Below are 23,505 nucleotides of genomic sequence, written 5' to 3'. Positions count from 1 at the left end.
ATGTATATCTCAAGAGTAGAAATTGATCGGACCAATCGCCGAAAAATTAGGTGCTTAACACATATAGGCGCTTATCATGCTTGGGTAGAAGAGAGTTTTCCAGAAGAAATGGAACAATCTATTCGAACAAGGAAATTATGGCGTATAGATCGTATCCAAGATAAAGATTACCTGATTATTGTTAGTGAAAATAAACCTGATTTACAACGATTAGAAAAATACGGGGTTTCTGGTAGTGCTCAAACTAAGGATTATCAACAATTTTTAGATAATATCTATACTGGTAGCCGAATGAAATTTCGAGTGGTGCTTAATCCAGTTATTTCCTTAGTATCACCAGATAATCTTAAAAGAGGTATTGTAAAACCTCATGTTACGAGTGAATATCAGATGAATTATCTAATAGACCGCTCTGACAAAAATGGATTTTCACTGATAAAAGAAGATTTTTCAATCGTTGAACGTGGTTATGAGGCGTTTAAAAAAGCTGTTAAACCTATCCGATTGATAAAGGTTGTTTATGAAGGGATCTTAACAGTTAGTGATGCAGATCTTTTTAAGAAGCTTTTGACTGAAGGAATGGGAAAGAAAAAAGCATACGGTTTTGGTTTAATGACCGTTATTCCATTGGGAAACGAATCATGGTAAAAAAAAGTGGAACGAAGAAAACATCTCTGCGAGAACTTCCTAAAATAAGCGATCGTGTCAGCTTTATTTACGTAGAACACGCAAAGATAAATCGTGTGGATAGCGCTATTACAGTGCTTGATAGCAACGGAACAGTTAGAATACCTGTTGCTATGATTGGTGTATTATTGCTAGGGCCGGGTACTGATATTAGCCATCGTGCTGTAGAGTTGATAGGAGATGCTGGAACCAGTATGGTTTGGGTTGGTGAGCGAGGTGTTCGTCAGTATGCTCATGGAAGATTCTTAGCACATTCAACAAAATTCTTAGAGAGACAGGCTAAGCTAGTTTCAAATTCTCGGTCGCGTTTAGCTGTTGCCCGTAAAATGTATCAAATGCGATTTCCTGGTGAAGATGTCACCACATTAACAATGCAGCAACTACGGGGTCGTGAAGGAGCTAGGGTGAGAAAAGCATATAGGATGCAATCTGAAAAATTCAAGGTTCCTTGGAATAAAAGGGACTACAGACCTGATGATTTTGAAGGAGGGACGGTAGTGAACCAGGCGCTATCCGCAGCTAATGTAGCACTTTACGGTTTGGTGTACAGTATAGTGGTAGCGCTAGGTGTTTCTCCAGGTCTTGGTTTTGTACATACCGGCCATGATTTATCCTTTATTTATGATATTGCAGACTTATATAAAGCTGAATTGACTATTCCCTTAGCTTTTGAAATTGCAGCTAACTATACTGAGGATGATGATATTGGTAAGCTTGCTCGATTGAAAACAAGAGATTCCTTCGTAGATGGCAAGTTAATGGCTCGGATAGTTGCTGACATTCAATATCTATTTGAAATAGATGGTGAAGAGGAGTTAGTGATTGATACGCTTTCTTTATGGGATGATAAGGATAAACCTGTTAAACATGGAGTTAGTTATACGGAGAATTGATAATATGCCACTGACTGTTTTAACTTTAAAAAATGTTCCGCCGTCTTTAAAAGGGGATTTAACCAAGTGGATGCAAGAAATTGCCACAGGGGTTTACGTTGGAAATATCAATACTAGGGTTCGTGAAAAGTTATGGGATCGTATTAAGGCGAACGTTGGAAAAGGTGAGGCTACAATTAGTTATGCCTTTAGAAATGAAATTGGCTATCAATTTGATACCGTAAATGCTCAGCGGAGTGTACTAGACTATGATGGAATCCCATTAATCCTATTACCTAGCCAAACAGACAGCGATGGAAAAATATCCAGTTTTGGATACAGTGATGCTGCTAAGTTTAGACGGATCAAGCGTTTTGGTCGTCATTCAGAAGTTTCTTCAAAACCACAGAGTTCCTATATTGTGATTGATATTGAGACGGATGGTTTAGATGAGAATGAACATACCATTATAGAAATTGGGGCACTTAAGGTTACTCCATCCACTACAGAAGAGTTTAATGCTCTTATCAAATATGACGGAATCTTGCCTACGAAGATTTCTAAATTAACGGGAATTTCTCAGACTCTATTAGAACAAAATGGTCGAAATTTAAAAGAAGTACTTTCCGATTTTTTGCTTTTTATAGGTGAATCAGCTTTAGTTGGCTATGGTATCAATTTTGATGTTAAGTTTATTAACAATGAGCTTAACAAGTTAGGCTTGCCTTTATTATCAAATAAAACTCATGATTTAAAGAAATTTGTAAAGAGTGAAAAGCTATTTCTGGCTAACTATCAATTACAGACAGCCCTTAAGGAATATGGAATTGAGGAGGTAGTTCTTCATAGAGCTTTACAGGACGCTAAGTTAATCTATCAGTTATCAACAAAAGTGAATAAATTTTTGGATAGAATCAATCGGGATTAGCGATTTCAATAGGATCTTTTAGTGTTTTTCCCGCACACGCGGGGGTGATCCTACACAAGATATTTCAAGTGCTGCAATCCTTACGTTTTTCCCGCACATGCGGGGGTGATCCCTTGCTCGCATCACCATTATGTCGCTGATAAATGTTTTTCCCGCACATGCGGGGGTGATCCCAATTTACAAATTATCGCAGTAGGCACGTTTTTCCCGCACATGCGGGGGTGATCCTGGATTGAGTAAAGATCCCGTTATCGATGTGAAGTTTTTCCCGCACATGCGGGGGTGATCCTAAATTACAAGACTAAATCATTAAAATTTATTAAGTTTTTCCCGCACATGCGGGGGTGATCCCTGGAGTAACTGAAGGCTCTGTTGGCTGAACTGGTTTTTCCCGCACTCGCGGGGGTGATCCTATCAGCATGACTGACCGTGACCTTGATACGTTGTTTTTCCCGCACTCGCGGAGGTGATCCCGGTTTAAAAGGGGTTATATTTGCCATCGATGAGTTTTTCCCGCACTCGCGGGGGTGATCCCGGATAAGGCATGGCAATGATGTCTCCGTTTGAGTTTTTCCCGCACACGCGGGGGTGATCCGTAGTTAAAATAGAACTCATAAAAGGCTAACCTGGTTTTTCCCGCACACGCGGGGGTGATCCCAGGCAAACACAGATGCTTGTATTCGCTTTATGGTTTTTCCCGCACATGCGGGGGTGATCCCGGTCTCGAAGACCTGAAGAAAGCACGCAAGAAGTTTTTCCCGCATACGCGGGGGTGATCCTAAGTTTCAAGATAAGTTTAAGAAGATTGGTAGGTTTTTCCCGCACTCGCGGGGGTGATCCTTCTTCTGGAGTTTTTGAGATGTCCCCTGGCACGTTTTTCCCGCACATGCGGGGGTGATCCTGGTGCATACAGACCAGTAGCCTTGTGCTTACCGTTTTTCCCGCACACGCGGGGGTGATCCTAAGGTTTTCGTTGAGGAGCATAAGATGTACCGGTTTTTCCCGCACATGCGGGGGATTGACTACATAAAATGAGATATAAGAAAAATATCCCTATTGAAAACTGATAAATTAGAGATAGGAGTGTTTTATTATAGGAAAAAAGCATATTTTGTGTAAATGAAGATATCTTAAATAACAAAGGAGAAGACAAGTAAATCGAATGAATTCATCATGGAGACATTTGGTAACAATAACATCAGTTGGGTAAAAAACTTTTAGAAGAGTATAAGGAAATTTGTCTTGTATCTGTTGTCTTAAAGTGTTTCAGAACTAAATGCTCAATATTTTTTGATTGGAAAAACGAGACTAAAATCCTTCTGCCAAATCCCTAGCTCTCCTAGCTGGTGCTAGTGAGACCGAGGTTGCTCCCCTGGTCGAGCGCCTCATCGCAGAGAAAACCTTTAACTTAGAGACAGCCCAGCGCTATCTAGAAAATTTACGATCATAAAAAAACTCAGACGAATTGGTCTGAGTTTTTTGTAGTTAAATACTTTTTCCTGGTAATAATGTAACTGGTAAGAAGTAACCAGTTGTCGCGACTTCCTTGCCTTCAATTTTCTGCAGGAGAAGATCAACAGTGAGGTGGGCAATCTCTTTTAGAGGCTGCTTAATTGTTGTCAGATGAGGGTAGTAGTTCTCGATAAAGTAAGTCCCATCATAGCCGATGACCTTAAGCTCTTCAGGAACAGAAATTCCCAGTTCCTGAGCGATTTTGATAACTAGGATAGCTGTCAAATCATCCGAAGCAAAGATGGCATCTGGTTTCTGATGAGTCAAGATATTCTTGATTTCCATTTCTTTTCTGACGGGAGAAAAGTCACTCGAAACATTGATAATAGGAGCTTTTGGGAGTACAGATGCAAAGCCAGCATGACGCAGTCCAGTAGGTGAGTTGGAATTGTCATTCCCTGTAATCATGATAATAGATTGGGCACCTGTCTTGACTAGGGTTTGGGCAGCGAGGACCCCGCCACCGTAGTTATCAGAGGAGACAACAGGGATGTCTGGTGATAGATTTCGGTCAAAGGAAATGATCGGCGCTGTCACACGATTGTAGTCTTCGATTCCCAAGTTGTGACTTCCAGAAATGATACCGTCGACCTGATTGGCCTCTAGCATTTCGATGTACTCCCGTTCCTTTTCAGAGTCATGCTCGCTGTTACAGATGATGGTCTTGTAACCATTCTTGAAGAGCTGGTGTTCCAACTTGTCAATCAACTCTGCATAAAAGACATGACTAATGTTTGGGAAAATGAGACCAATTAACTTAGCAGATTTTCCTTGGAGGCTTCGAGCCAGGTTGTTGGGCTTGTAGCCCAATTCTCTCATGGCTTCATTGACCTTTTGAATGGTTTTTTCCGATAGATACCCCTTTTTATTGATAACCCGTGAGACGGTAGTGGGGCTGACGCCTGCAAGTTTTGCGACATCAGTTAGTTTTGCGACCATAATCTAATTCATAGTAAGTTCCAGTTGGATTTCCAGATTTGATGAGGATACCGTTTTGGTCCGTATGCGGAAAGACGCGACCAGAAAATACTTTTTCTCCTTTATTGATGAAAATTTCAAAGATAGAATTGTCGATGAAGATGTTAGCAGTAGTAGCTTGGTTATTGATAGGGCAAGAACGAGTCGTCCCAAATTCTTGGGCATACTGCTCACCAGCCTGGCTACGATCCACTGTAACTTGACCATTTACAAGGTCGAAGTTGATGGAAAGCCCCTTGCCTTCTTTATCAGCAAGTAAGATAATCTCGCTCTGGCTATTGGCTTCCAAGTTGAGCTCCAGTTCATAGCTGTTATTGGTTTGGGCACGGTTTGAGAAGGTTTCTTCAGAAGCGCGAAGTTCTTTGATAGCTGCGACAGGGTATTGGTAGAGTTTCCCATCTTTGATAGTGAGTTCTTTGACCAATGAAAAGGTTCCTTGGTGGTCAAAACGGTCAGATGGGTAGGCTACATCTGGTAGCCCAAGCCAACTGACTGCTAGAGCGCGACCGTCTGGAGCGTTAAAGGCTTGAGTTGCATAGGCTTCAAAACCGTAGTCTAGATTTTGCAATGGAGACACATCTACCATTTGCGCCTTTTCAGGATCAAAGGAATCCCCGATTTTGTACATGTTTGGATAGATATTGTCATAGTCTAGAACACCCTTATCCAATCCTTGTGGGCAGTAGAGAAGGATAGGTTGTTCACCGATAAAGACCAAGTTTGGACATTCCATCATATAGGCAGTGCGGTCATTGGCAAAGTCTAGGTCACCAACTGCCTGCCAGTTTGTGTAGTCATTGTTCACAGCCTTGTAGAGACGAACAAATCCTTTTTTCTCCAAGTCCTGTCCACCCACGATAGCATAGTATTGACCTTTGAAGTTAAAAATTTGCGGGTCGCGGAAGTGGTCAGTAGAGTCAGATGGTTGGCCAATCAAGATCTTGTCAATTTTCGTAATCTTACCATCTTTATCTATCAAAGCACCAATTTGGTAAGGGTGACGGATCCAGTTTTCATCACGGACATTTCCTGTATAAAATAGGAACAAGTTATCGCCAAACTGCATGGCAGAACCAGAGTAGGCCCCGTGGCTATCGAGTTTTGTATCAGGCAAGACTTTGACATTAGTTTCTGAAAAGTGCACCAGATCATCACTTTCAAGCTGCACCCAAGACTTCAAGCCATGAGCTGCACCAAAAGGAAAGTTCTGGTAAAAGAGAATCCATTTGCCATCAAAATAAGAAAAGCCATTCGGATCATTGAGAAGCCCCATTTTTGGCTCGACATGGTAACGAGTATGCCAAGGAGATTGCGCCATCTTTTCCTTGATTTGCTTGACTTCATCATCTGTCCAATCTTCGTAGCGTCTGTAGCGACGCTCTGTTGTCCATTCCATTTTATCATTCCTCCTAAAGTTCTACTATCTTAATAGTAAACGTTTTCGGCAAAAAAAGCAAGTCTTTTATGTTAAAAAAGAGGAAAAAATGTCAAACGATTGCCATAAATTAAGCGAAAGAAATCGAGCAAATTTTCACGAAAAAATGAAATAAAATGAAAAACAAAAGCTTTGAACCCTCTAATTTAAGGATATTTTTATAAGTAAATAGAAGGACTCAGTCAAAAACTATCATAAACGGAGATAAAGAAGAGAAGGAAAATAAAAAATTCTGCAAAACGCTTGACATATTTTAGAAACATGATAAAATAATAGTCGTAGGGCGAATAAAATCGCTTTCAAACAAGAACAAAATTTTTATAAGGAGATTATTGCTATGGATTATAATAAAGTAGCTTCCGAGGTCATTGAGGCTGTTGGAAAAGATAATCTAGTAGCTGCAGCGCATTGTGCCACTCGTCTTCGTCTTGTATTAAAAGACGAATCAAAAGTGAATCAAGCAGCTTTAGATAATAATGCTGATGTGAAAGGTACATTTAGCACAAACGGACAATATCAAATTATTATTGGTCCTGGTGACGTTAACTTTGTCTACGCAGAAATCATCAAAAAAACAGGTTTGAAAGAAGCTTCAACAGATGATTTGAAAGAGATTGTTAATAAAGATAAAAAGTTCAATCCTTTGATGGATTTGATTAAGCTCTTGTCAGATATCTTTGTTCCAATCATTCCTGCTTTGGTTGCAGGTGGTCTTTTGATGGCATTGCGTAACTTCTTGACATCGCCAGATTTGTTTGGACCTCAATCAATTGAAGATATGTACCCTGCAATCAAAGGCTTCTCAGCTATGGTTCAATTGATGTCTGCAGCTCCATTTATGTTCTTGCCTGTTTTGGTAGGTATTTCAGCAGCTAAACGCTTTGGAGCAAACCAATTCCTTGGTGCGGCTATCGGTATGATTATGACCACACCAGATTTGGGTGGTAAAGAAGCCTTCTGGGATATTTTAGGTTACCATGTTACACAAACAAACTATGCTTACCAAGTTATTCCAGTTCTTGTGGCTGTCTGGTTATTGGCGACTCTGGAAAAATTCTTCCACAAGAAATTGCCATCTGCAGTTGACTTTACTTTCACACCGCTCTTGTCTGTTATGATTACAGGATTCCTAACTTTTACAGTTATCGGTCCGGTGATGTTAGTAGTATCTGATGCGATTACTAATGCGATTGTATGGCTATACAATACTACAGGTGCATTTGGTATGGGGCTCTTTGGTGGAACATACTCATTGATTGTTATGACAGGGCTTCACCAATCATTCCCTGCTATTGAAACACAGTTACTATCAGCATACAATAATAATGGTACTGGATTTGGTGACTACATCTTTGTTGTTGCTTCAATGGCAAACGTTGCGCAAGGTGCAGCCACTCTTGCTATTTACTTCTTGACTAAAAATGCTAAAACTAAAGGATTGTCAAGTTCTGCGGCTGTCTCTGCTTTCCTTGGTATTACTGAGCCTGCCCTATTTGGGGTGAACTTAAAATATAAATTCCCATTCTTCTGTGCTCTTGCTGGTTCAGCAGTTGGTGCCTTTGTTGCAGGCTTGACCCATGTCATTGCTGTTTCTTTGGGAGCAGCTGGATTTATCGGATTCCTATCTATTAAAGCCGGTTCAATCCCTATGTATGTAGTTGCAGAAGTGATTTCATTTGCCGCAGCCTTTGCCTTGACTTATTTCTATGGTAAAACAAAAGCAGCAGTTGTCTTTGCTGATGAAGCCGCAACAGCAATTGCAGAAACAGTTACTGAAACTACAATAGAAGCGCCAGTAGTGGAAGAGTCTGATACTCCTCAAAACGAAACAATCCAAACTCCTATCGTTGGTGACGTAGTTGCTCTTGAGAATGTTAATGACCCAGTCTTTTCAAGTGGTGCTATGGGACAAGGAATCGCAGTGAAACCAAGCCAAGGCGTGGTTTACGCACCAGCTGATGCCGAAGTATCGATCGCATTTCCAACAGGTCACGCCTTTGGTTTGAAGACAGCCGATGGAGCTGAAATCTTGATCCACGTTGGTATCGACACTGTATCTATGAACGGCGAAGGTTTTGAAGCAAAAGTTGCTCAAGGCGACAAGGTCAAAGCAGGTGACGTTCTTGGAACCTTTGACTCAAACAAAATCGCTGCAGCTGGTCTTGATGACACAACAATGGTTATCGTTACCAATACAGCTGACTATGCTTCTGTGACACCAGTCGCAAGCGGTTCAGTTGTCAAGGGTGACGCTATCATCGAAGTGAAAGCCTAGTCCTCTTCGAAAATCAGATTTAAAAATAAAACGAACAAATATTATGTTTGTTCGTTTTTACTTGGATGGTAAGATTTACAGAGGAAAATCTAAAATATTGAGAAATCTAGCCCTTTAAAATGTGCTATAATAGAGAAAACAAAGATAAGAGGTTTATCATGACAAAATTATATGGAAGCTTAGAAGCGGGCGGTACAAAGTTTGTCTGTGCTGTCGGAGATGAAAATTTTAACGTTGTAGAAAAAACACAGTTTCCTACAACAACTCCAATCGAGACTATCGATAAAACCATCGAATTCTTTTCAAAATTCGATAATCTTGCAGGTCTTGCCATCGGTTCCTTCGGTCCCATTGATATCGATAAAAACTCAAAAACCTATGGCTTTATCACAACGACTCCAAAACCTCACTGGGCAAATGTAGACCTACTTGGTGCCCTTCGTCGTGCCCTCAACGTACCCATGTATTTCACCACTGACGTAAATAGCTCTGCCTACGGTGAGGTGGTTGCCCGTAACAATGCTGGTGGCCGTATCGAGAACTTGGTTTACTACACGATCGGTACAGGTATCGGTGCAGGTGTTATCCAACGTGGTGAATTTATCGGTGGTGTGGGTCACCCTGAGATGGGTCACTACTATGTGGCTAAACACCCAATGGATGTAGAAAAAGAATTTAACGGCGTCTGTCCTTTCCACAAGGGCTGTTTGGAAGGCTTTGCGGCTGGTCCAAGTCTAGAAGCTCGTACAGGTGTTCGTGGCGAAAACATCGAACTCAACAGCTCTGTCTGGGATGTTCAAGCCTACTATATCGCTCAGGCTGCGGTCAATGCTACAGTAACTTTCCGCCCAGACGTCATCGTCTTTGGTGGTGGGGTTATGGCCCAACAACACATGCTGGACCGTGTACGTGAGAAATTCACTGCTCTTCTAAATGGTTACCTACCAGTACCAGACGTGCGTGACTATATCGTGACTCCAGCAGTCGCAGGCAATGGTTCTGCCACACTTGGGAACTTTGTCCTTGCTAAGAGTGTCGCAAAATAAAACAAAGAAAATATCCGCTTGGGCAACCAAACGGATGTTTTGTTTGAAGACAATTTTTTTGAGCCTTTCCTTAAGTGATTATGGACGGTAGCGACTTTCTTCGAAATTCCATATCGAAACTTTGAGCCTACTGTCTCAAAGTTTCCCAACACCTGAAACCATGAGATTTCAGGTGTTTTTATCACGGCGGAAAGGCTAGGTAAGTCCTCGCTTTACTCGCGAAAAATAGGCATGATTTCCATACCAAAGTATATTTAGTATCAAGTAATAGGCTGTCTATGTTCAAAAAATCCGCTTGGGAAACCAAACGGATTTTTCTATTCTCAAAACATCTGCCAGAAGAAATCAATAATATAGGTCAAACCATAGGTATAAACCACTAGGGTAAAGGGTTTGGTCAAAACGATAATAATCATATAGCGCTTGAAGGTCATCTTGGTCAATGCTGCCAGCATACAGAGAAAGTCAGCTGGGCTAACTGGCCAGATCATCATAAAGATAAAGAAACGCTCGAAACGATTGCCCTTATCTAACCAACCGATGTATTTGTCATAAGTGCGCTTGCTGACGACGGACTGGACAAAGGCAGCTCCGTAGAGGCGCACGAGATAAAAGATAATGGCACAGCCAATCACGATGCCGATATAGTTATAGATGGTTCCGATGATGTGGCCGTAAATAAAGACCCCAGCCACTGAGGTCAAAGCACCCGGAATGATCGGAACAACGGTTTGTAGGATCTGTAAAAAGATAAAGAGCGGTGGTCCCCATACCCCAGCTTGCTGGATAAAGGCCGATAGGGTTTCCTTGGACTGTAAAACCCCCGCCTGATAGGCCCAAATACAGAAAATCAAGGTACCGACTCCCCCGACGATAGACGAAATATTGATGACTTGCTGTAGAAGGGGAGAAACAGCTTTCATTTGCTTATGCTGTGACATAGGAACTCCTTATAGATAGTATGATACTACTATATCATATTTTGTGGAGAAAAACTATCTGGATTATCTAGCTGGTGAAATAAGTGTGGTAAAATGAGAATAAGAAAATGACGGTATAGAATGAGAGGGTATCATGTTAGGTTTAAACTTTAAAGGAAGCTGGCGCCAATACCAAAAACAGGTCTTGGATCGTTTTCAGGACTATCAAGCAGACGGTCATGTTCATCTAGTGGCTGCTCCAGGGTCTGGAAAGACAACCATTGGTATCGAGCTAATCGCTCGTTTTGGCAACCCAGCCCTCATCTTAGTTCCGACTGTCACCATTCGTGAACAATGGGTAGAGAGGATTCAAACAGCCTTTTTAGAGAACGAACAGAAGATTTCAGACCTCGTTTCCCAAAACTTAAAGGAGATGAGGCCCCTAACGATTGTGACCTATCAGGCCTTTCATAGCGCTATGAACCAATTGCAATCACAAGAAGATGGAGAAGCAGAGGATTTTGTGGGGTTTGATTTGCTTGCAAGTCTAAGAGCTCAGAAAGTTGCTACTCTTTGCTTGGACGAATGCCACCACCTGCGCAATGAATGGTGGCGAAGTCTAGAAGATTTCCGTAAGCAGTATGAGCAGCTACAGGTTATCGCCCTAACGGCAACCCCTCCCTACGATAGTGAACCTGAACTCTGGGAACGCTATATCCGAATGTGTGGGGAAATTGACCAAGAAATTACGGTACCTGAACTAGTCAAGGAAGGCACCCTCTGTCCTCATCAGGATTTTGTCTATATGTGTTCACCAACAGCTGAAGAGTCGGAACGTCTCAAACGGTTTGAGGAGACTAAGTGGGACTATATTCATCACCTTATAGTCGATCCTGATTTTCAAACATTTGTAGCAGGATCTAAGGCCCTCAAAGGGGATATTTCATCTGATTTACTCTTAGAAGATCCCAAGTACTTGTCTGCTATGTTGATTTATATGCATTCTCAGGGGTTAACGATTCCTCCCTCTTTGCAAAATTTGCTGGGAACTCAGAAGCTTCCAGCATTGACCTCCTACTGGCTGGAAACACTGTTGCAGAGCATGCTCTATCAGACACCAGATTGGTATGAGGATCCAGATGGATATAGGAAAAAGTTAGAGGCTGACTTGAAGGCGCGTGGGCTAGTGGAAAAACGTCAGGTTTATCTGGTTAAGTCTAAGGTTTCTGACCAGCTTTTAACCCAATCTCTGGGGAAGTTGTCTGCCATTGCCGATATCTTTTTGACGGAGTATGAGAGTCTAGGTCAGGAACTGAGACAGTTAGTACTAGCTGACTATATTCGCAAGGATTTTGCCACCTATCTGGGAGATGATCAGGCAACCATTTCTCAGTTGGGGGTTCTCCCTTATTTTGAAAGCATTCGTCGAAAAGCTCAGGAGCAAGAGATACCTGTTTCTTTGGCTGTCTTGTCAGGTAGTGTCGTTATTTTGTCTACCGATGTGGCAGCAGAGTTGAAGGAACTCTTGCCTCAGGTTCGTCTCAGTTTTTCGTCTATTGGTCACTTGGATCAAAAGCATTATGTGCAAGTCGTTTTTCCGAGCTCAGCTAAGGGAATCGTGGCAGCGGTGACGGAGCTTTTTCAACGAGGGCGGATTCAAGTCCTAGTCGGAACTAAATCTCTCCTTGGAGAGGGGTGGGATGCTCCTTGTGTCAACTCCCTAATCCTCGGAAGCTTTGTGGGGAGCTTTATGCTGAGTAACCAGATGCGCGGGCGTGCCATTCGTATCTGGCCGGGACATCCAGAAAAGACCAGCAACATCTGGCATCTGGTAGCCGTTCAAGCGCAAGCACTCATCACTCTTCCTGGTGAGGAGCCTAGACCAGAGAGCAATCAGGATCTGCAGACCTTGTCGCGACGGATGGAGCATTTTCTTGGCTTAGCCTATAATCGGGAGAGTATTGAGACCGGTTTGGATCGTTTGGATTTTCCAAAGCCCCCCTTTAAGAAAAAGCAAATCAGCGAGTATAATGAGCGAGTTAAGAGTCTCTCCAAGGATCGAGCAGGCTTGAGACTAAAATGGCAAGATGCTCTTGTCGTAGCGGATCAATTTGAGATAGTTACAGAAGTCGCAACCCCAAAAAAGAAGATCCCAGTCATACTATTGCTTGATGCATTAAAATGGGTTCGCATGTCATTGCTCTTGTTAGCAGTGGATTTGTTGGTCTTGCTATTTAGACTGAGACTGATCAGTGTTTGGTGGCTTACGGCAGCCTGTCTCCTCTTTTTGCCTTTGCATCTTGGCGTTACCTCTGCTATAAGAGTCCCTATAAACAATTGCAGTCTCTGGGTGAGCAGATCCGAAGGGCTCTGCTAGGTTCGGGGCACCTAACGGACGATCAATCCTGTGTTCGGGTAGAGGAGGATAAGGAAAATTATATGATTTTTGCCTATCTCAAGGGAGGAAGCATGAGAGACAAGGAGTTGTTTGCTCAGACTGTGGGAGAGTTCTTTGCTCCAGTGGACAACCAGCGCTATCTCTTGAAGGCGGAGAAAGTCCGAGAAGGCCAGTCACCTTACTATGCCGTTCTTAGTCTTTTTGACAAGCGCAAGGAAGAAGCACAGAAATTTCTTGACTTTCTGACGCCAACTATCGGACGTTATCACCTCGTCTACACACGGACAGAGGCCGGACGGCAAATCCTTCTTGAAGCTCGTATCCAAGCTCTCTCTAACAAAAACGACCGTATCTTGACTAAGAAGAAGGTTAAAAGCCGATTCGAGTAGGGGTCTATGGAAAAATCTATCTGAAACATGATATAATAATAGAGAAAATACATTTTTAATAGTTGAATAGAATGAAGTGTTTAGAATAAACTATTCTTACAAAGCATAAGAAAGGTTTTTTATGGCAAAAAGAAAAGATTTTTCTGAATTAACGAGAGTCCAGATTCCAGCAACTCTGCACCTCATGAGACTGGGCTATACCTATCTTCCCCGTAATGGGAAGGAGATTGCAGAACGAGATCCAGATACCAATATCCTCGTATCTGTTTTTAAGGAGCAATTTTTAAAATTTAACAACTACCTGACAGAGGAAGACTTTGAGAGAGAATTGGCCAATATCAAGTTGGAACTAAATCAAAATGACTTGGGACGTTCTTTCTTTAGACGCCTGCAAGGCCAGGAAGATACAGTTTATATTGACTGGGAAAACCCTGAAGCCAATACTTTTCATGTAGCGCTTGAAGTCACTTGTAAAAATGGCCAGGATGAATTTCGTCCTGATATTGTCGTATTTATCAATGGTCTGCCTCTCTCTTATATCGAAGTGAAACAGCCAAATGCGATTCGAGATGGGAAAACAGGAATTCAGTCGGAGCAAGACAGAACTAGACAACGATTTGAAAATCGCAAGTTCCGTCGCTTTAATAATATCACCCAGTTGATAGCTCTGTCTGACAACTTGCCCTATATCAGTGGACAAGGTCAACAAAAACAGGGCTCTTACTACGGTTCAAATGCCTATTCAAAAACCAAGTTTAATGCTTTCAAGGAAGAAAGAGAAGAAGATTTCCTTCATTCCTTAGCAACCTTAACAGAGGGCCAAATCGACTTCGTTTTAGATGATATGAACCACTTTGCCCTCAAGTCCCAGCCAGAATTCAAAACAAACCTAAACCCTGACACACCTTGCAATGCCTTTCTGTCCTCCTTGTATCAGAAAGGACGCCTGCTCTTTATGCTTCGTTTTGGACTAGTCTATGTAGAGGAAGAGAGCAAGGATGGTCAGATGCAACTGCAGAAGCATGTCATGCGCTACCCTCAGTATTTTGCGACACGTGCCATTGAAGAAACAATTGCAAGAGGTGTTAAGAAGGGCGTTATCTGGCATACACAAGGTTCAGGGAAGACAGCCTTGGCTTTCTTCAATATTCGCTATCTGACCAATTATTTCTCAAAACAGGGAATTGTCCCTCAGTTTTACTTTGTCGTGGATCGTTTGGATCTGGCAGACCAAGCCTTTAAAGAATTTACCAAACGAGGGCTCAAGGTTAAGCGTATCAACAGCCCTCAAGAGCTCAATCAAAAACAAGATGGTTATGATGTTGCTGTGGTCAATATCCAGAAGTTCAAGGACAATTCAGACTTGACTGACCGCTCTGGTTATGACCTCAATCGTCAAAATATCTACTTTATCGATGAAGCCCATCGCTCTTATAATGAACGTGGTTCCTACCTACCAAATCTCTATCAGGCAGACACCAATGCAATCAAGATTGCTTTGACTGGGACCCCATTGATTACCTATAAGAAAGATGGCAAAACCAAGGAAAATCATGCGACCACACGTGATATTTTTGGGGACTATATCCACAAATACTACTACAACCAGTCTATCGATGATGGCTTTACCCTACGTTTGATGCGAGAAGATATCGAGACTTCTTATAAAGACAATCTCAGATCCATCAATGAAGAGATCCAACGTGGAGGCTTGTCCAAGGAGGATATCTTTGCTCACCCTCGTTATGTAGAACCTATGTTAGACTTTATCATCGAGGACTTTAATCGTGCACGTGATGTAATTTTTGATGATCAGACGATTGGTGGCATGATCGTCTGTGACTCGTCAAAGCAGGCGCGTGAGCTTGAAAAGCAATTAGAAAAACGTCGTAAAGCTGGAACAATCAACTTGACATCCGCATTGATTCTCCATGATGAGGGAGATAAGGAAGAGAAGAAAGAAAAGGTAGATGCTTACAAAGAAGGCAAAATTGACCTTATCATCGTCTACTCCATGCTCTTGACAGGTTTTGATGCCCCTCGTCTCAAACGTCTCTACCTAGGGCGTAAAATCAAGGCTCATAACCTTTTACAGACTCTAACCCGTGTCAATCGTCCTTACAAGGACTATCTCTTTGGCTATGTCATCGACTTCGCGGATATTTCGAAAGAGTTTGACAGGACCAATCGTGCCTATCTGGAAGAACTCAATCAAGAGTATGATACGGCCTTGACTGGGGAAAATGGAGAGGATGTTTTTGGCTCTCTCTTTGTCCCGGCAGACGAGATTTCTCATGAATTAAGCAAGACGGAGCTAATCTTGCTTGACTATCCAACGGATAATCTGGAATACTTTTCCCAAGCTATCAATGATATCAAGGATAGAAAGCAGTTAATCGATTTACGAAAAGCTTTGGAGTCAATCAAGCAGTATTACAATATTGCTCGTCTCCTTGGTTACCATCGATTGATCGAGCAGATTGACATTGCTCAGGTCGCAACCTTGCTCAATATCCTCTCTAGACGGATGCTGACACTGTCCTTGATTGATAAACCAGCTGACTTTTCTAGTCAAACGCTCTTAAATTTAGCGATGTCTGAGACAAGTTTTAGTTTTGTCAAGATTGCAGAGGAAGAACTTCGTCTAGCAGCCAATGACCTGGAGGATTGGAGACGTCGGGTAGCTGGTAAGATTAAAAAACAGCGTGATGAAAAGGATCCTGAGTGGGTTTCTCTCTACGAAGAATTCCAACGCATCATGCAAAAACATTTTATCTATGGTCAAGAAGGCTATACGATGGAAAATATCAAGGAAACACAAAAAGACTATGAAGAACTCTTTAAGTCAGTGGAGGATTATTATACTCGTATGAGACGATTGACCATGAACTTTAACGGAGATGAAATGGCAGCTCGTTCATTCAAGCATGTGACTAACTCGACTATGGTCAGTGAATTTCCAGCTATTTACCATGTTATCAAAGGTTCTAAGATTAAATTAGACCATAGAATCGGTCAAAACCAAGGGGTTCTAGATAATGAGGAATATCTAAAGCGAATGATTCGCGAGCAAGCCCGAAAAGAAATGAAGAAAAACCAATCAGCTAGCAATATGGCCAAACAAGATTTTGATAGATTGGTTGAATCGCTATTTGAAGGATATGAAGAGGAATACCAACACTAATGAATGAAACATACAAGGTCCAAGTCCAAGACTTGGTAGATGATTTAAAAGCCGTCTTTACCCATGCAGGACTAGGAGGAGAAGCGGGTGAGTACAAACTTCTCACCCAGTCTTTCCTCTACAAATTTTTAAATGATAAGTTTTTATATCAAGCACAGGTACTAGATGAATCCAATACCTATGAAAATTTACTGACCATGAGTGAGGAAGACTATGACTGGCTCTTAGAGGATATCGGTACCAGCACAGCTTGGCTCAAGCCAGACCAGTTGATCGAAACCCTCCACCGTCAGCAAAATGAGTCGACTTTTTACGAAACTTTTGAAAATACCCTCAACCAGATCGCCATTGATAATAACGATATCTTCTCTGTTCATACGGATGGAGATACGGCCATTCGTCTCTTTGATAAACGTTTGATTACTGATACCATCTCAGATAGCAGTAAGCGCAACGAGGTCGCAAAAGCTATCATCAATCTCCTTACCCGAGTCAAGTTTGATGAGACCATTTTCTCACAAGGTTTCGACTTTTTCTCTACACTTTTTGAGTACATGATCAAGGACTACAACAAAGATGGCGGCGGTAAGTACGCCGAGTACTATACACCTCACTCTGTGGCTAAGATTATCGCTGATATCCTTGTGGGAAATGACCAACCATCAAACGTGCGGATCTATGATCCATCAGCTGGTTCCGGCACCTTGCTTATGAACCTGGCTAGTCGTATCGGTGTGGATAAGACAACTGTCTATAGTCAGGATATCTCGCAAAAATCATCTAATCTTCTCCGTCTTAATCTAATTTTGAATGGACTGCAACATTCCATCCATAATATCGTACAGGGAAATACCATCATCGCCAACCGTCATCCTGAAAAGATGGACTATATCGTGTCTAACCCGCCTTTCAAGCTGGACTTTTCAGAGTGGCGTGACCAAGTAGAGACCTTGCCAGAAGCAAGTGAGCGTTTCTTTGCAGGTGTGCCCAAGGTTCCAGCTAAGTCTAAGGACAAGATGGCGATTTACGAGCTCTTTGTCCAGCATATCATCTACTCCTTGAAGTCAGATGGTCAAGCAGCCGTTGTCTTGCCGACAGGCTTTATCACGGCCCAGTCTGGGATTGATAAGACTATCCGCCAACACTTGGTGGATAATCAAATGCTGGCAGGTGTCGTTTCCATGCCGTCTAATATCTTTGCGACGACAGGTACTAACGTCTCCATCCTCTTTATCGATAAGAAAAATAAGAGTGATGTCGTCCTCATTGATGCCTCAAACCTAGGAACCAAGGTCAAGGAAGGCAAGAACCAAAAGACCGTGCTCTCTCCTGAAGAAGAGCAGAGGATCGTCGAGACCTTTATCAAGAAAGAAGCCGTCGAGGACTTTTCTGTCACTGTCTCTTATGAGGATATCAAGGAGAAAAACTACTCTCTCAGCGCAGGCCAATACTTTGACATCAAGATCGACTATGTAGATATCACAGCAGACGAGTTTGAAGCCAAGATGACCGCTTTTCAAAATAAACTCTCAGACCTCTTCCAGCAATCGCATGCACTGGAGCAGGAGATTGAAGAGCAGATGAAGGGGTTGAAGTATGAGTAAATGGAAAGAAGTAAGTTTATCAGAATTAGGGAAAACGATAACTGGGAAAACACCATCGTCTCAATATCCTGAGGATTTTGGAGATGAAGTACCTTTTATTACTCCGTCGGATTCCTTTGAGAACAAATATATAAGTAAGCCAGAGAGATACTTATCACGTTCAGGTTCAGACCGTCTAAAAGATAAAATCATTTCTTCTGATAGTATTATGGTTACTTGTATAGGCTCAGCTATGGGGAAAGTGGCAAAGAATAGTTTGCCTTCTGTTACTAATCAGCAGATAAATTCTATTATAGTTAATGAAAATTTTGATTCTGACTATATTTATTATCTTTTTAAAAATAACTATGCTGTATTTCGAAATGCTGCATCAGGTAGTACAGCAATTCCAATTCTAAATAAAACTGATTTTGATAATTTGAAATTTAAAGTAGAATTGGATTTAAACCAACAACGTAAAATGGTTTCAATACTTTCAAAAATTGATGACAAGATTGAAATCAACAACCAAATCAACCAAGAGTTGGAAGCCATGGCTAAGACCCTCTACGACTACTGGTTTGTGCAGTTTGATTTTCCAGACCAGAATGGCAAACCCTACAAATCTTCAGGTGGAAAGATGGTCTATAACCCAGAACTCAAACGCGAAATCCCAGAGGGGTGGGGAGTTGAGAAGTTGGGGGAATTGGCACAATTTAAAAATGGTATTAACTATGAAAAAACTTCCAGTGGAAGTGAAAAAGTTAAAATCATTAATGTTAGAAATATCTCATCATCAACAATATTTATCAATCAAACAGATTTAGATGAAATCTTTTTAGAGAATGATAAATCAACAAATTTTATTGTTAATGAGGGAATGATTTTAATCACACGAAGCGGTATCCCAGGAGCTACACGATTAGTGTCAGAACTTGAAGCGAAAACTGTATATTCTGGATTTATCATTGCATCAGAAGTTAATGATTTGATTTATAAAAATTTGATTTTCTACTACTTAAAAAATGTTGAAGAAGTTTTAAAAAATCAATCAGCAGGGACTATCATGAAAAATATTTCTCAATCAGTTCTTACTGATATGGTTGTTTCACGTCCTCCCCAAAATCTTCTGTTGAAATTTAATTCAATTATTGATAACTTACTTGAACAAATGAAAAATGTTCAAAGACAAAACCAACAACTCACGCAACTTCGCGATTGGCTATTACCGATGCTGATGAATGGACAGGTAAGGGTTGAGTAGAGGAAAGAGGCATAAATTGATTCAAATAAATATTAATGACGAAAAAACCCGGTTGATTTCTTTTTGTCAACAACCAGATTTTGATGAATATGTTAAGATTTTTCTAATTAAAATTAAGAAAAATGATATTTTTTTATATAAACAAGATGCTGATAAGAAAACTAAAGAAAATATACTTAAAACAATTATTGAAAGTATGAATAAATCTACTTTTAGTAATCGAGAAATAAAACCATATGATCCAGTCATAACATATAAGAATGTACATGAGCAAGTAGAAGTTTCAGAATATGAAAATATTCAATCTGTAATTTCACAATTTAATGATGAACAACAACATCTACTAAGTACAAGTTGTGAAACGGAGAAAGATTTGCATAACTATTTGATTGAAATAAAGAAGAAAAGTACTATTAATCTAAAATTTATAGGTTCTTTTGTGAATGCATTTCAATTGGAAAAAAAGATGTTATTTGGTAATTTTACGGATAGTAAAATTAAATTAAGGGAACGAAATAATCTATTTGGTTTAAATAAAAAGATTGATTTAATGATTGTTAATGATGAAAAAATTTTAATCAATCAAGCAGAATCAAAATTTGATTCTATATTTGGAATGAATCAAAAATTCGCTGAGCAAGCAACAGAAATTCTAAATACTGATGTAAATATAAAAACTATATTTGAACAAACTTCAATTAATTTTTTGAAGACAAAAGTGATCAATGGTAAAAGACTTGCTACGAGGTTAATTAAAATTGTTTCTGATACGAATCGTTTTACAGAAACAGTTAGACATATTGACAAAATACAAACTATAAAAAATGATCCTACTCATAAATTTTATAAAGAAATTGAAGATGTTACGTTTAGTAATGGAAAGTTAAGTATTACTAATGAAAAAAATTGTGTTCAATTGATTAATGCTATATCAGATGCATTTGTGAAAGCTTACATTTCTGAGATTGAAACTGTTGAAGAAGGACGTATGTAATGCAGCGAGATCTTTTTTCTAAGTGGACATTGTTTATCACCTCGTACCTACCACTATATTTATGGCTTCTTTTTAGTAATATTAATTATTCCAAATTTTCATTTGAGAGATTAATAGCTCTTGATTTCAATCATAAATTGATTCGTGCAGTTTTTGTTGTTCTAATTTTTATTTCATTTATTAAATTATGGAAATTATTTAAGTTTGATGGTAAGGAAAGTATCAAAATACCGAGAAAAATGGAAATATCACCGGAAAGTGATTCATTGATGAACTACATTGTTACATATTTTACTCCGTTACTGTCTTTTGATATGAATAATACAACTAGTATTATCATGAATTTATTGTTGTTCCTTTTAATTGGATTGATGTATGTTGGTAGTAATGCAAGTTATCTTAATCCTGTTCTAGGAGTTTTTGGATTTAAGATATTTGGAGTTACAGGTTTTCCTCACGCTCATCATATCATAACAAATCTCTCATTTGATGATGTAGAAACCGTGAGAGAAACAGATGTAGAATTAACTAGTTATAGATTAGGTGATGGAATTTACATTTTAAAAAGAAAATAGGTAACATTGCTTAATATAAATTAATAACTATAATCCCAGCTAAAACAACTTTTGGCTGGTTTTTGTTTTCTAAACATGGTATAATTAAATTACCTAAAAGGTAATTTAATTTAACGGAAAGGGACATATGAAGCTTATCTATACAAACAAAACTGTTAAAAAGCAGTGCACAGAGCTGAGGCAGGCGAAGAAGGATTTTTCGGATAAGCTTGCTGTAAAGTTGCATCAGTTGATCAACTTTTTGGAAGCGGCGAATTCTTTGGCTAGTGTGACGGCTTTTCCTAAGTATCACTTTCACCAACTCAAGGGAAAGAGATGGGGACAGTTTGCTTTGGATATAGATGGTCGAAAGAGTTCCTATCGTTTGATTGTGGGTTTTCGTGAAGAGGATGTAGAAAAGGTGTTTCCAAATCCTGTTGAAATCGAAATCCTAAAAATAGAGGAGGTCAGCAATCACTATGAGTAATAAAATTGTTGAATACAAAGACCTGATTGCTTTTCATCCAGGTCAGTATGTTGAAGAGTTGATTGAAGATTATAACGTAACGCAGAAAGAATTTGCGGAGCGATTAGGAGTTTCGGCAAAGACTGTCAGCAAGCTCGTCAATGCGGAGGAGTCCATTAGTAAAGAAACGGCTCATAAGTTAGCCAAGCTAAGCGGAGTTTCTATGCAAACCTGGCTCAATCTTCAAAATGCTTATGATGTAAAAGTGGCTGAGATTGCAGAGGAAAGAGAGTTAGAAGAAGGTAGCGAAAAAGAAATCTGTGAGATGATAGATTTCAAGTATTTTAAGGAAGAAGGCTACGTTCCAGACAAACGTTATAGTTTAAAGGAAAAGATTGTCGAGCTTCGCAGGATTCTAGGTGTGGCAAGTTTAGAAAATCTTACATCTTTTAACCATCTAGTCAGCTATCGGAATACGCGTGAGTTTACGACTAAAAGTATAGTCAACTCCAATATCATGCTGGAGTTGGCATCTAAAAAGGCGCGTGATAAAACGACTACTAAGCTCAATCGTAGAAAACTAGAGAAAAATCTGCCTGCTTTGAGAGGGTTAACTAGGCAAGATCCAGAAGTCTTTCCTCAACGCTTGTATGATATCTTGCTAGACTGTGGTGTTGTTCTAGTCGGTCTACCTGCTTTGGCAAATGCTAATTTGAATGGTGCTACAAAAAAATTCAGCAATGGTAGTGCCTTGCTATTATTGACAGACCGAAACAAGGCATCCGATATTTTCTGGTTCTCACTTTTCCATGAGATTGGGCACATTCTACAGAATGATTTTTCATCTGAAGACGGAAACAGTGAGTTATACCGTCGTTCTGAGGAACAGGCAGACCAGTTTGCAAAAGATCTCTTGATTAGACCAGAAGACTATCAGGCTTTTGTAGAAAAAGGAAACTTTGATAAGACGGATATCATATGTTTTGCGGAGGAAATCGTTATTCATCCTAGCGTTGTTTTAGGCAGATTACAAAATGAGGGTATTCTAGGTTTTGACCGTTTCCGAGAACTAAAAGTAAATTATTACTTTGTTTCCTAAGTGTCAGGAAACTTTAGAAGAAGAAAAAAGATTCATACAGTCAGTCATGTGAAGCTCATAATTCGCTCATTTTTAAGATACAACTTTGTTTCCATATTCCCTGGAAACGGATAGAAAACAAGGAGAAAGATGGAACAAATTAACCAAAAATCCCAGTGCCAACAACTCTGGGCTAGAAACAAATACCTCGTTTTGAGCCATTCCAGTAATATTTACAACGAGATTCGTCAGTATCTAAAGAATGAAGAGGTGGAGGTAAGTCGTGTTCAAGAACTGATTGACCTTGCCTGTCAAATCCCAGAACACAGGGGTCAGGTTTGCAATGCCTTTCAGCATATTTGGGGCTATTTCAAAAAGAAAGCGACAGATGCTGAGCGAAAGGACTATATGCTCCTGCTGGATCGCTACCGCTTTGGTCAGGTTTCTAAGGAAGATTTAATCGCTAAGACACGAGACTTGCTGGATCGCTATCCAAATACCTACTTACAACATTCGACTTTACTGAAAGGAGACTCCCATGAGACTTTGGCATGAGGCTTTGATTTCACAACTTCCCCGTCCTCAGCTCTTGGGGCAACATCGAGAGTGCTGTGCCCTGCGTGGCAATGGCTGGGGGAAAAAGCATGCGACAGTGGAGTATGTCTTTACCCATTCGCCCTATCGTCTCTATGCCTATCATCGCTTGATCATGGAGGAGATGGCTGGTCGTGGATACAATGTCAGTCCAGAGTGGCTGGACAAGAACTACCGTGGCAAAACCTGCCCTCCTTATGAGGATTTGTCTGAGGAGAAGCTAGGCAATCCCATCTATAGTGAGCATGACGCAGAATACTATGAGGAGTGTCTGGCTAATCTTCGAGAGAAGGGGATTGACTTATAGTCTTTTCTAATAACAAGCCATAGTCACTTATAAGGAACATC

The 23,505-nt window shown here is 40.4% G+C and carries 17 protein-coding genes, 1 pseudogene and 1 CRISPR repeat array; of the genes and pseudogenes, 15 read left to right on the top strand and 3 right to left on the bottom strand.

The window, feature by feature from the left end; all coding sequences use genetic code 11:
• The 3 genes from cas6e to cas2e are packed head-to-tail and all read left to right on the top strand — an operon-like array spanning position 1 to position 2,487.
• The gene (gene cas6e, locus B7709_RS02325) at positions 1-648 is read left to right on the top strand and encodes a type I-E CRISPR-associated protein Cas6/Cse3/CasE (protein WP_084971347.1); all 648 of its coding nucleotides are present in this window, start codon (positions 1-3) and stop codon (positions 646-648) included.
• Complete coding sequence (gene cas1e, locus B7709_RS02320; protein WP_084971345.1) at positions 642-1,580, top strand: type I-E CRISPR-associated endonuclease Cas1e; 939 nt, start codon at positions 642-644, stop codon at positions 1,578-1,580. Before cas6e ends, cas1e begins: the two co-directional genes overlap by 7 nt.
• 4 nt (positions 1,581-1,584) lie before the next feature.
• The gene (cas2e, locus tag B7709_RS02315; RefSeq protein ID WP_084971343.1) at positions 1,585-2,487 is read left to right on the top strand and encodes a type I-E CRISPR-associated endoribonuclease Cas2e; all 903 of its coding nucleotides are present in this window, start codon (positions 1,585-1,587) and stop codon (positions 2,485-2,487) included.
• A 23-nt stretch (positions 2,488-2,510) separates the two neighbouring features.
• Positions 2,511-3,510: direct repeats of the CRISPR family, unit length 28 nt; unit sequence GTTTTTCCCGCACATGCGGGGGTGATCC.
• Between the two features lie 462 nt (positions 3,511-3,972).
• Here the strand turns inward: cas2e and B7709_RS02300 are convergent.
• Entirely contained in the window at positions 3,973-4,938 is a 966-nt protein-coding gene (locus tag B7709_RS02300) for a LacI family DNA-binding transcriptional regulator (protein ID WP_084971341.1), read from the bottom strand.
• Complete coding sequence (locus B7709_RS02295) at positions 4,919-6,373, bottom strand: sucrose-6-phosphate hydrolase (RefSeq protein WP_084971339.1); 1,455 nt, start codon at positions 6,371-6,373, stop codon at positions 4,919-4,921. Before B7709_RS02295 ends, B7709_RS02300 begins: the two co-directional genes overlap by 20 nt.
• Before the next feature lie 376 nt (positions 6,374-6,749).
• Between B7709_RS02295 and B7709_RS02290 the strand changes: the two genes are divergently transcribed.
• Positions 6,750-8,687 (top strand): sucrose-specific PTS transporter subunit IIBC, encoded by a 1,938-nt coding sequence (locus B7709_RS02290; RefSeq protein ID WP_084971337.1) that lies wholly within the window; start codon positions 6,750-6,752, stop codon positions 8,685-8,687.
• A 158-nt stretch (positions 8,688-8,845) separates the two neighbouring features.
• A complete protein-coding gene (gene scrK, locus B7709_RS02285) occupies positions 8,846-9,733 on the top strand; it encodes a fructokinase ScrK (RefSeq protein ID WP_000164289.1) in 888 nt (295 codons plus the stop codon).
• Between the two features lie 323 nt (positions 9,734-10,056).
• Here the strand turns inward: scrK and B7709_RS02280 are convergent, their stop codons facing one another.
• Positions 10,057-10,674, bottom strand: coding sequence for a TVP38/TMEM64 family protein (locus B7709_RS02280; RefSeq protein WP_065371614.1), 618 nt, complete (start codon positions 10,672-10,674; stop codon positions 10,057-10,059).
• 133 nt (positions 10,675-10,807) lie between these two features.
• On the opposite strand from B7709_RS02280, the pseudogene B7709_RS02275 reads away from it, so the two are divergent.
• The 10 genes and pseudogenes from B7709_RS02275 (at position 10,808) to B7709_RS02230 (ending at position 23,464) form a co-directional block, all read left to right on the top strand.
• Positions 10,808-13,440, top strand: a pseudogene (locus tag B7709_RS02275) (DEAD/DEAH box helicase family protein).
• A 121-nt stretch (positions 13,441-13,561) separates the two neighbouring features.
• On the top strand, positions 13,562-16,624 hold the full coding sequence (locus tag B7709_RS02270) for a type I restriction endonuclease (protein ID WP_084971334.1): 3,063 nt from the start codon (positions 13,562-13,564) through the stop codon (positions 16,622-16,624).
• Positions 16,624-18,228 carry an HsdM family class I SAM-dependent methyltransferase gene (locus B7709_RS02265; protein ID WP_084971331.1) on the top strand — a complete coding sequence of 535 codons (1,605 nt, stop codon included), beginning with the start codon at positions 16,624-16,626 and terminating at the stop codon, positions 18,226-18,228. Before B7709_RS02270 ends, B7709_RS02265 begins: the two co-directional genes overlap by 1 nt.
• A complete protein-coding gene (locus B7709_RS02260; protein ID WP_084971329.1) occupies positions 18,221-19,471 on the top strand; it encodes a restriction endonuclease subunit S in 1,251 nt (416 codons plus the stop codon). Before B7709_RS02265 ends, B7709_RS02260 begins: the two co-directional genes overlap by 8 nt.
• 16 nt (positions 19,472-19,487) lie before the next feature.
• Positions 19,488-20,465 carry a hypothetical protein gene (locus tag B7709_RS02255; RefSeq protein WP_084971327.1) on the top strand — a complete coding sequence of 326 codons (978 nt, stop codon included), beginning with the start codon at positions 19,488-19,490 and terminating at the stop codon, positions 20,463-20,465.
• 137 nt (positions 20,466-20,602) lie between these two features.
• Entirely contained in the window at positions 20,603-21,040 is a 438-nt protein-coding gene (locus tag B7709_RS02250; protein WP_239822490.1) for a hypothetical protein, read from the top strand.
• 127 nt (positions 21,041-21,167) lie between these two features.
• Positions 21,168-21,506: a type II toxin-antitoxin system RelE/ParE family toxin gene (locus B7709_RS02245; protein ID WP_084971322.1), complete on the top strand. Its 339-nt coding sequence runs from the start codon at positions 21,168-21,170 to the stop codon at positions 21,504-21,506.
• Complete coding sequence (locus B7709_RS02240) at positions 21,499-22,584, top strand: HigA family addiction module antitoxin (protein ID WP_084971320.1); 1,086 nt, start codon at positions 21,499-21,501, stop codon at positions 22,582-22,584. Before B7709_RS02245 ends, B7709_RS02240 begins: the two co-directional genes overlap by 8 nt.
• A 129-nt stretch (positions 22,585-22,713) precedes the next feature.
• Positions 22,714-23,118, top strand: coding sequence for a YbgA family protein (locus tag B7709_RS02235; RefSeq protein ID WP_084971318.1), 405 nt, complete (start codon positions 22,714-22,716; stop codon positions 23,116-23,118).
• On the top strand, positions 23,102-23,464 hold the full coding sequence (locus B7709_RS02230) for a TIGR02328 family protein (protein WP_084971316.1): 363 nt from the start codon (positions 23,102-23,104) through the stop codon (positions 23,462-23,464). The genes B7709_RS02235 and B7709_RS02230 overlap by 17 nt, the downstream gene beginning before the upstream one ends.
• Positions 23,465-23,505 lie beyond the last annotated feature (41 nt).

Origin of the sequence: Streptococcus oralis subsp. dentisani (assembly GCF_002096335.1) — a bacterium.
Classification (GTDB): Bacteria; Bacillota; Bacilli; order Lactobacillales; family Streptococcaceae; genus Streptococcus; species Streptococcus oralis_Z.
Note: the sequence above shows the minus strand (reverse complement) of the source record. Positions and strands in the feature narration are given on the sequence as shown.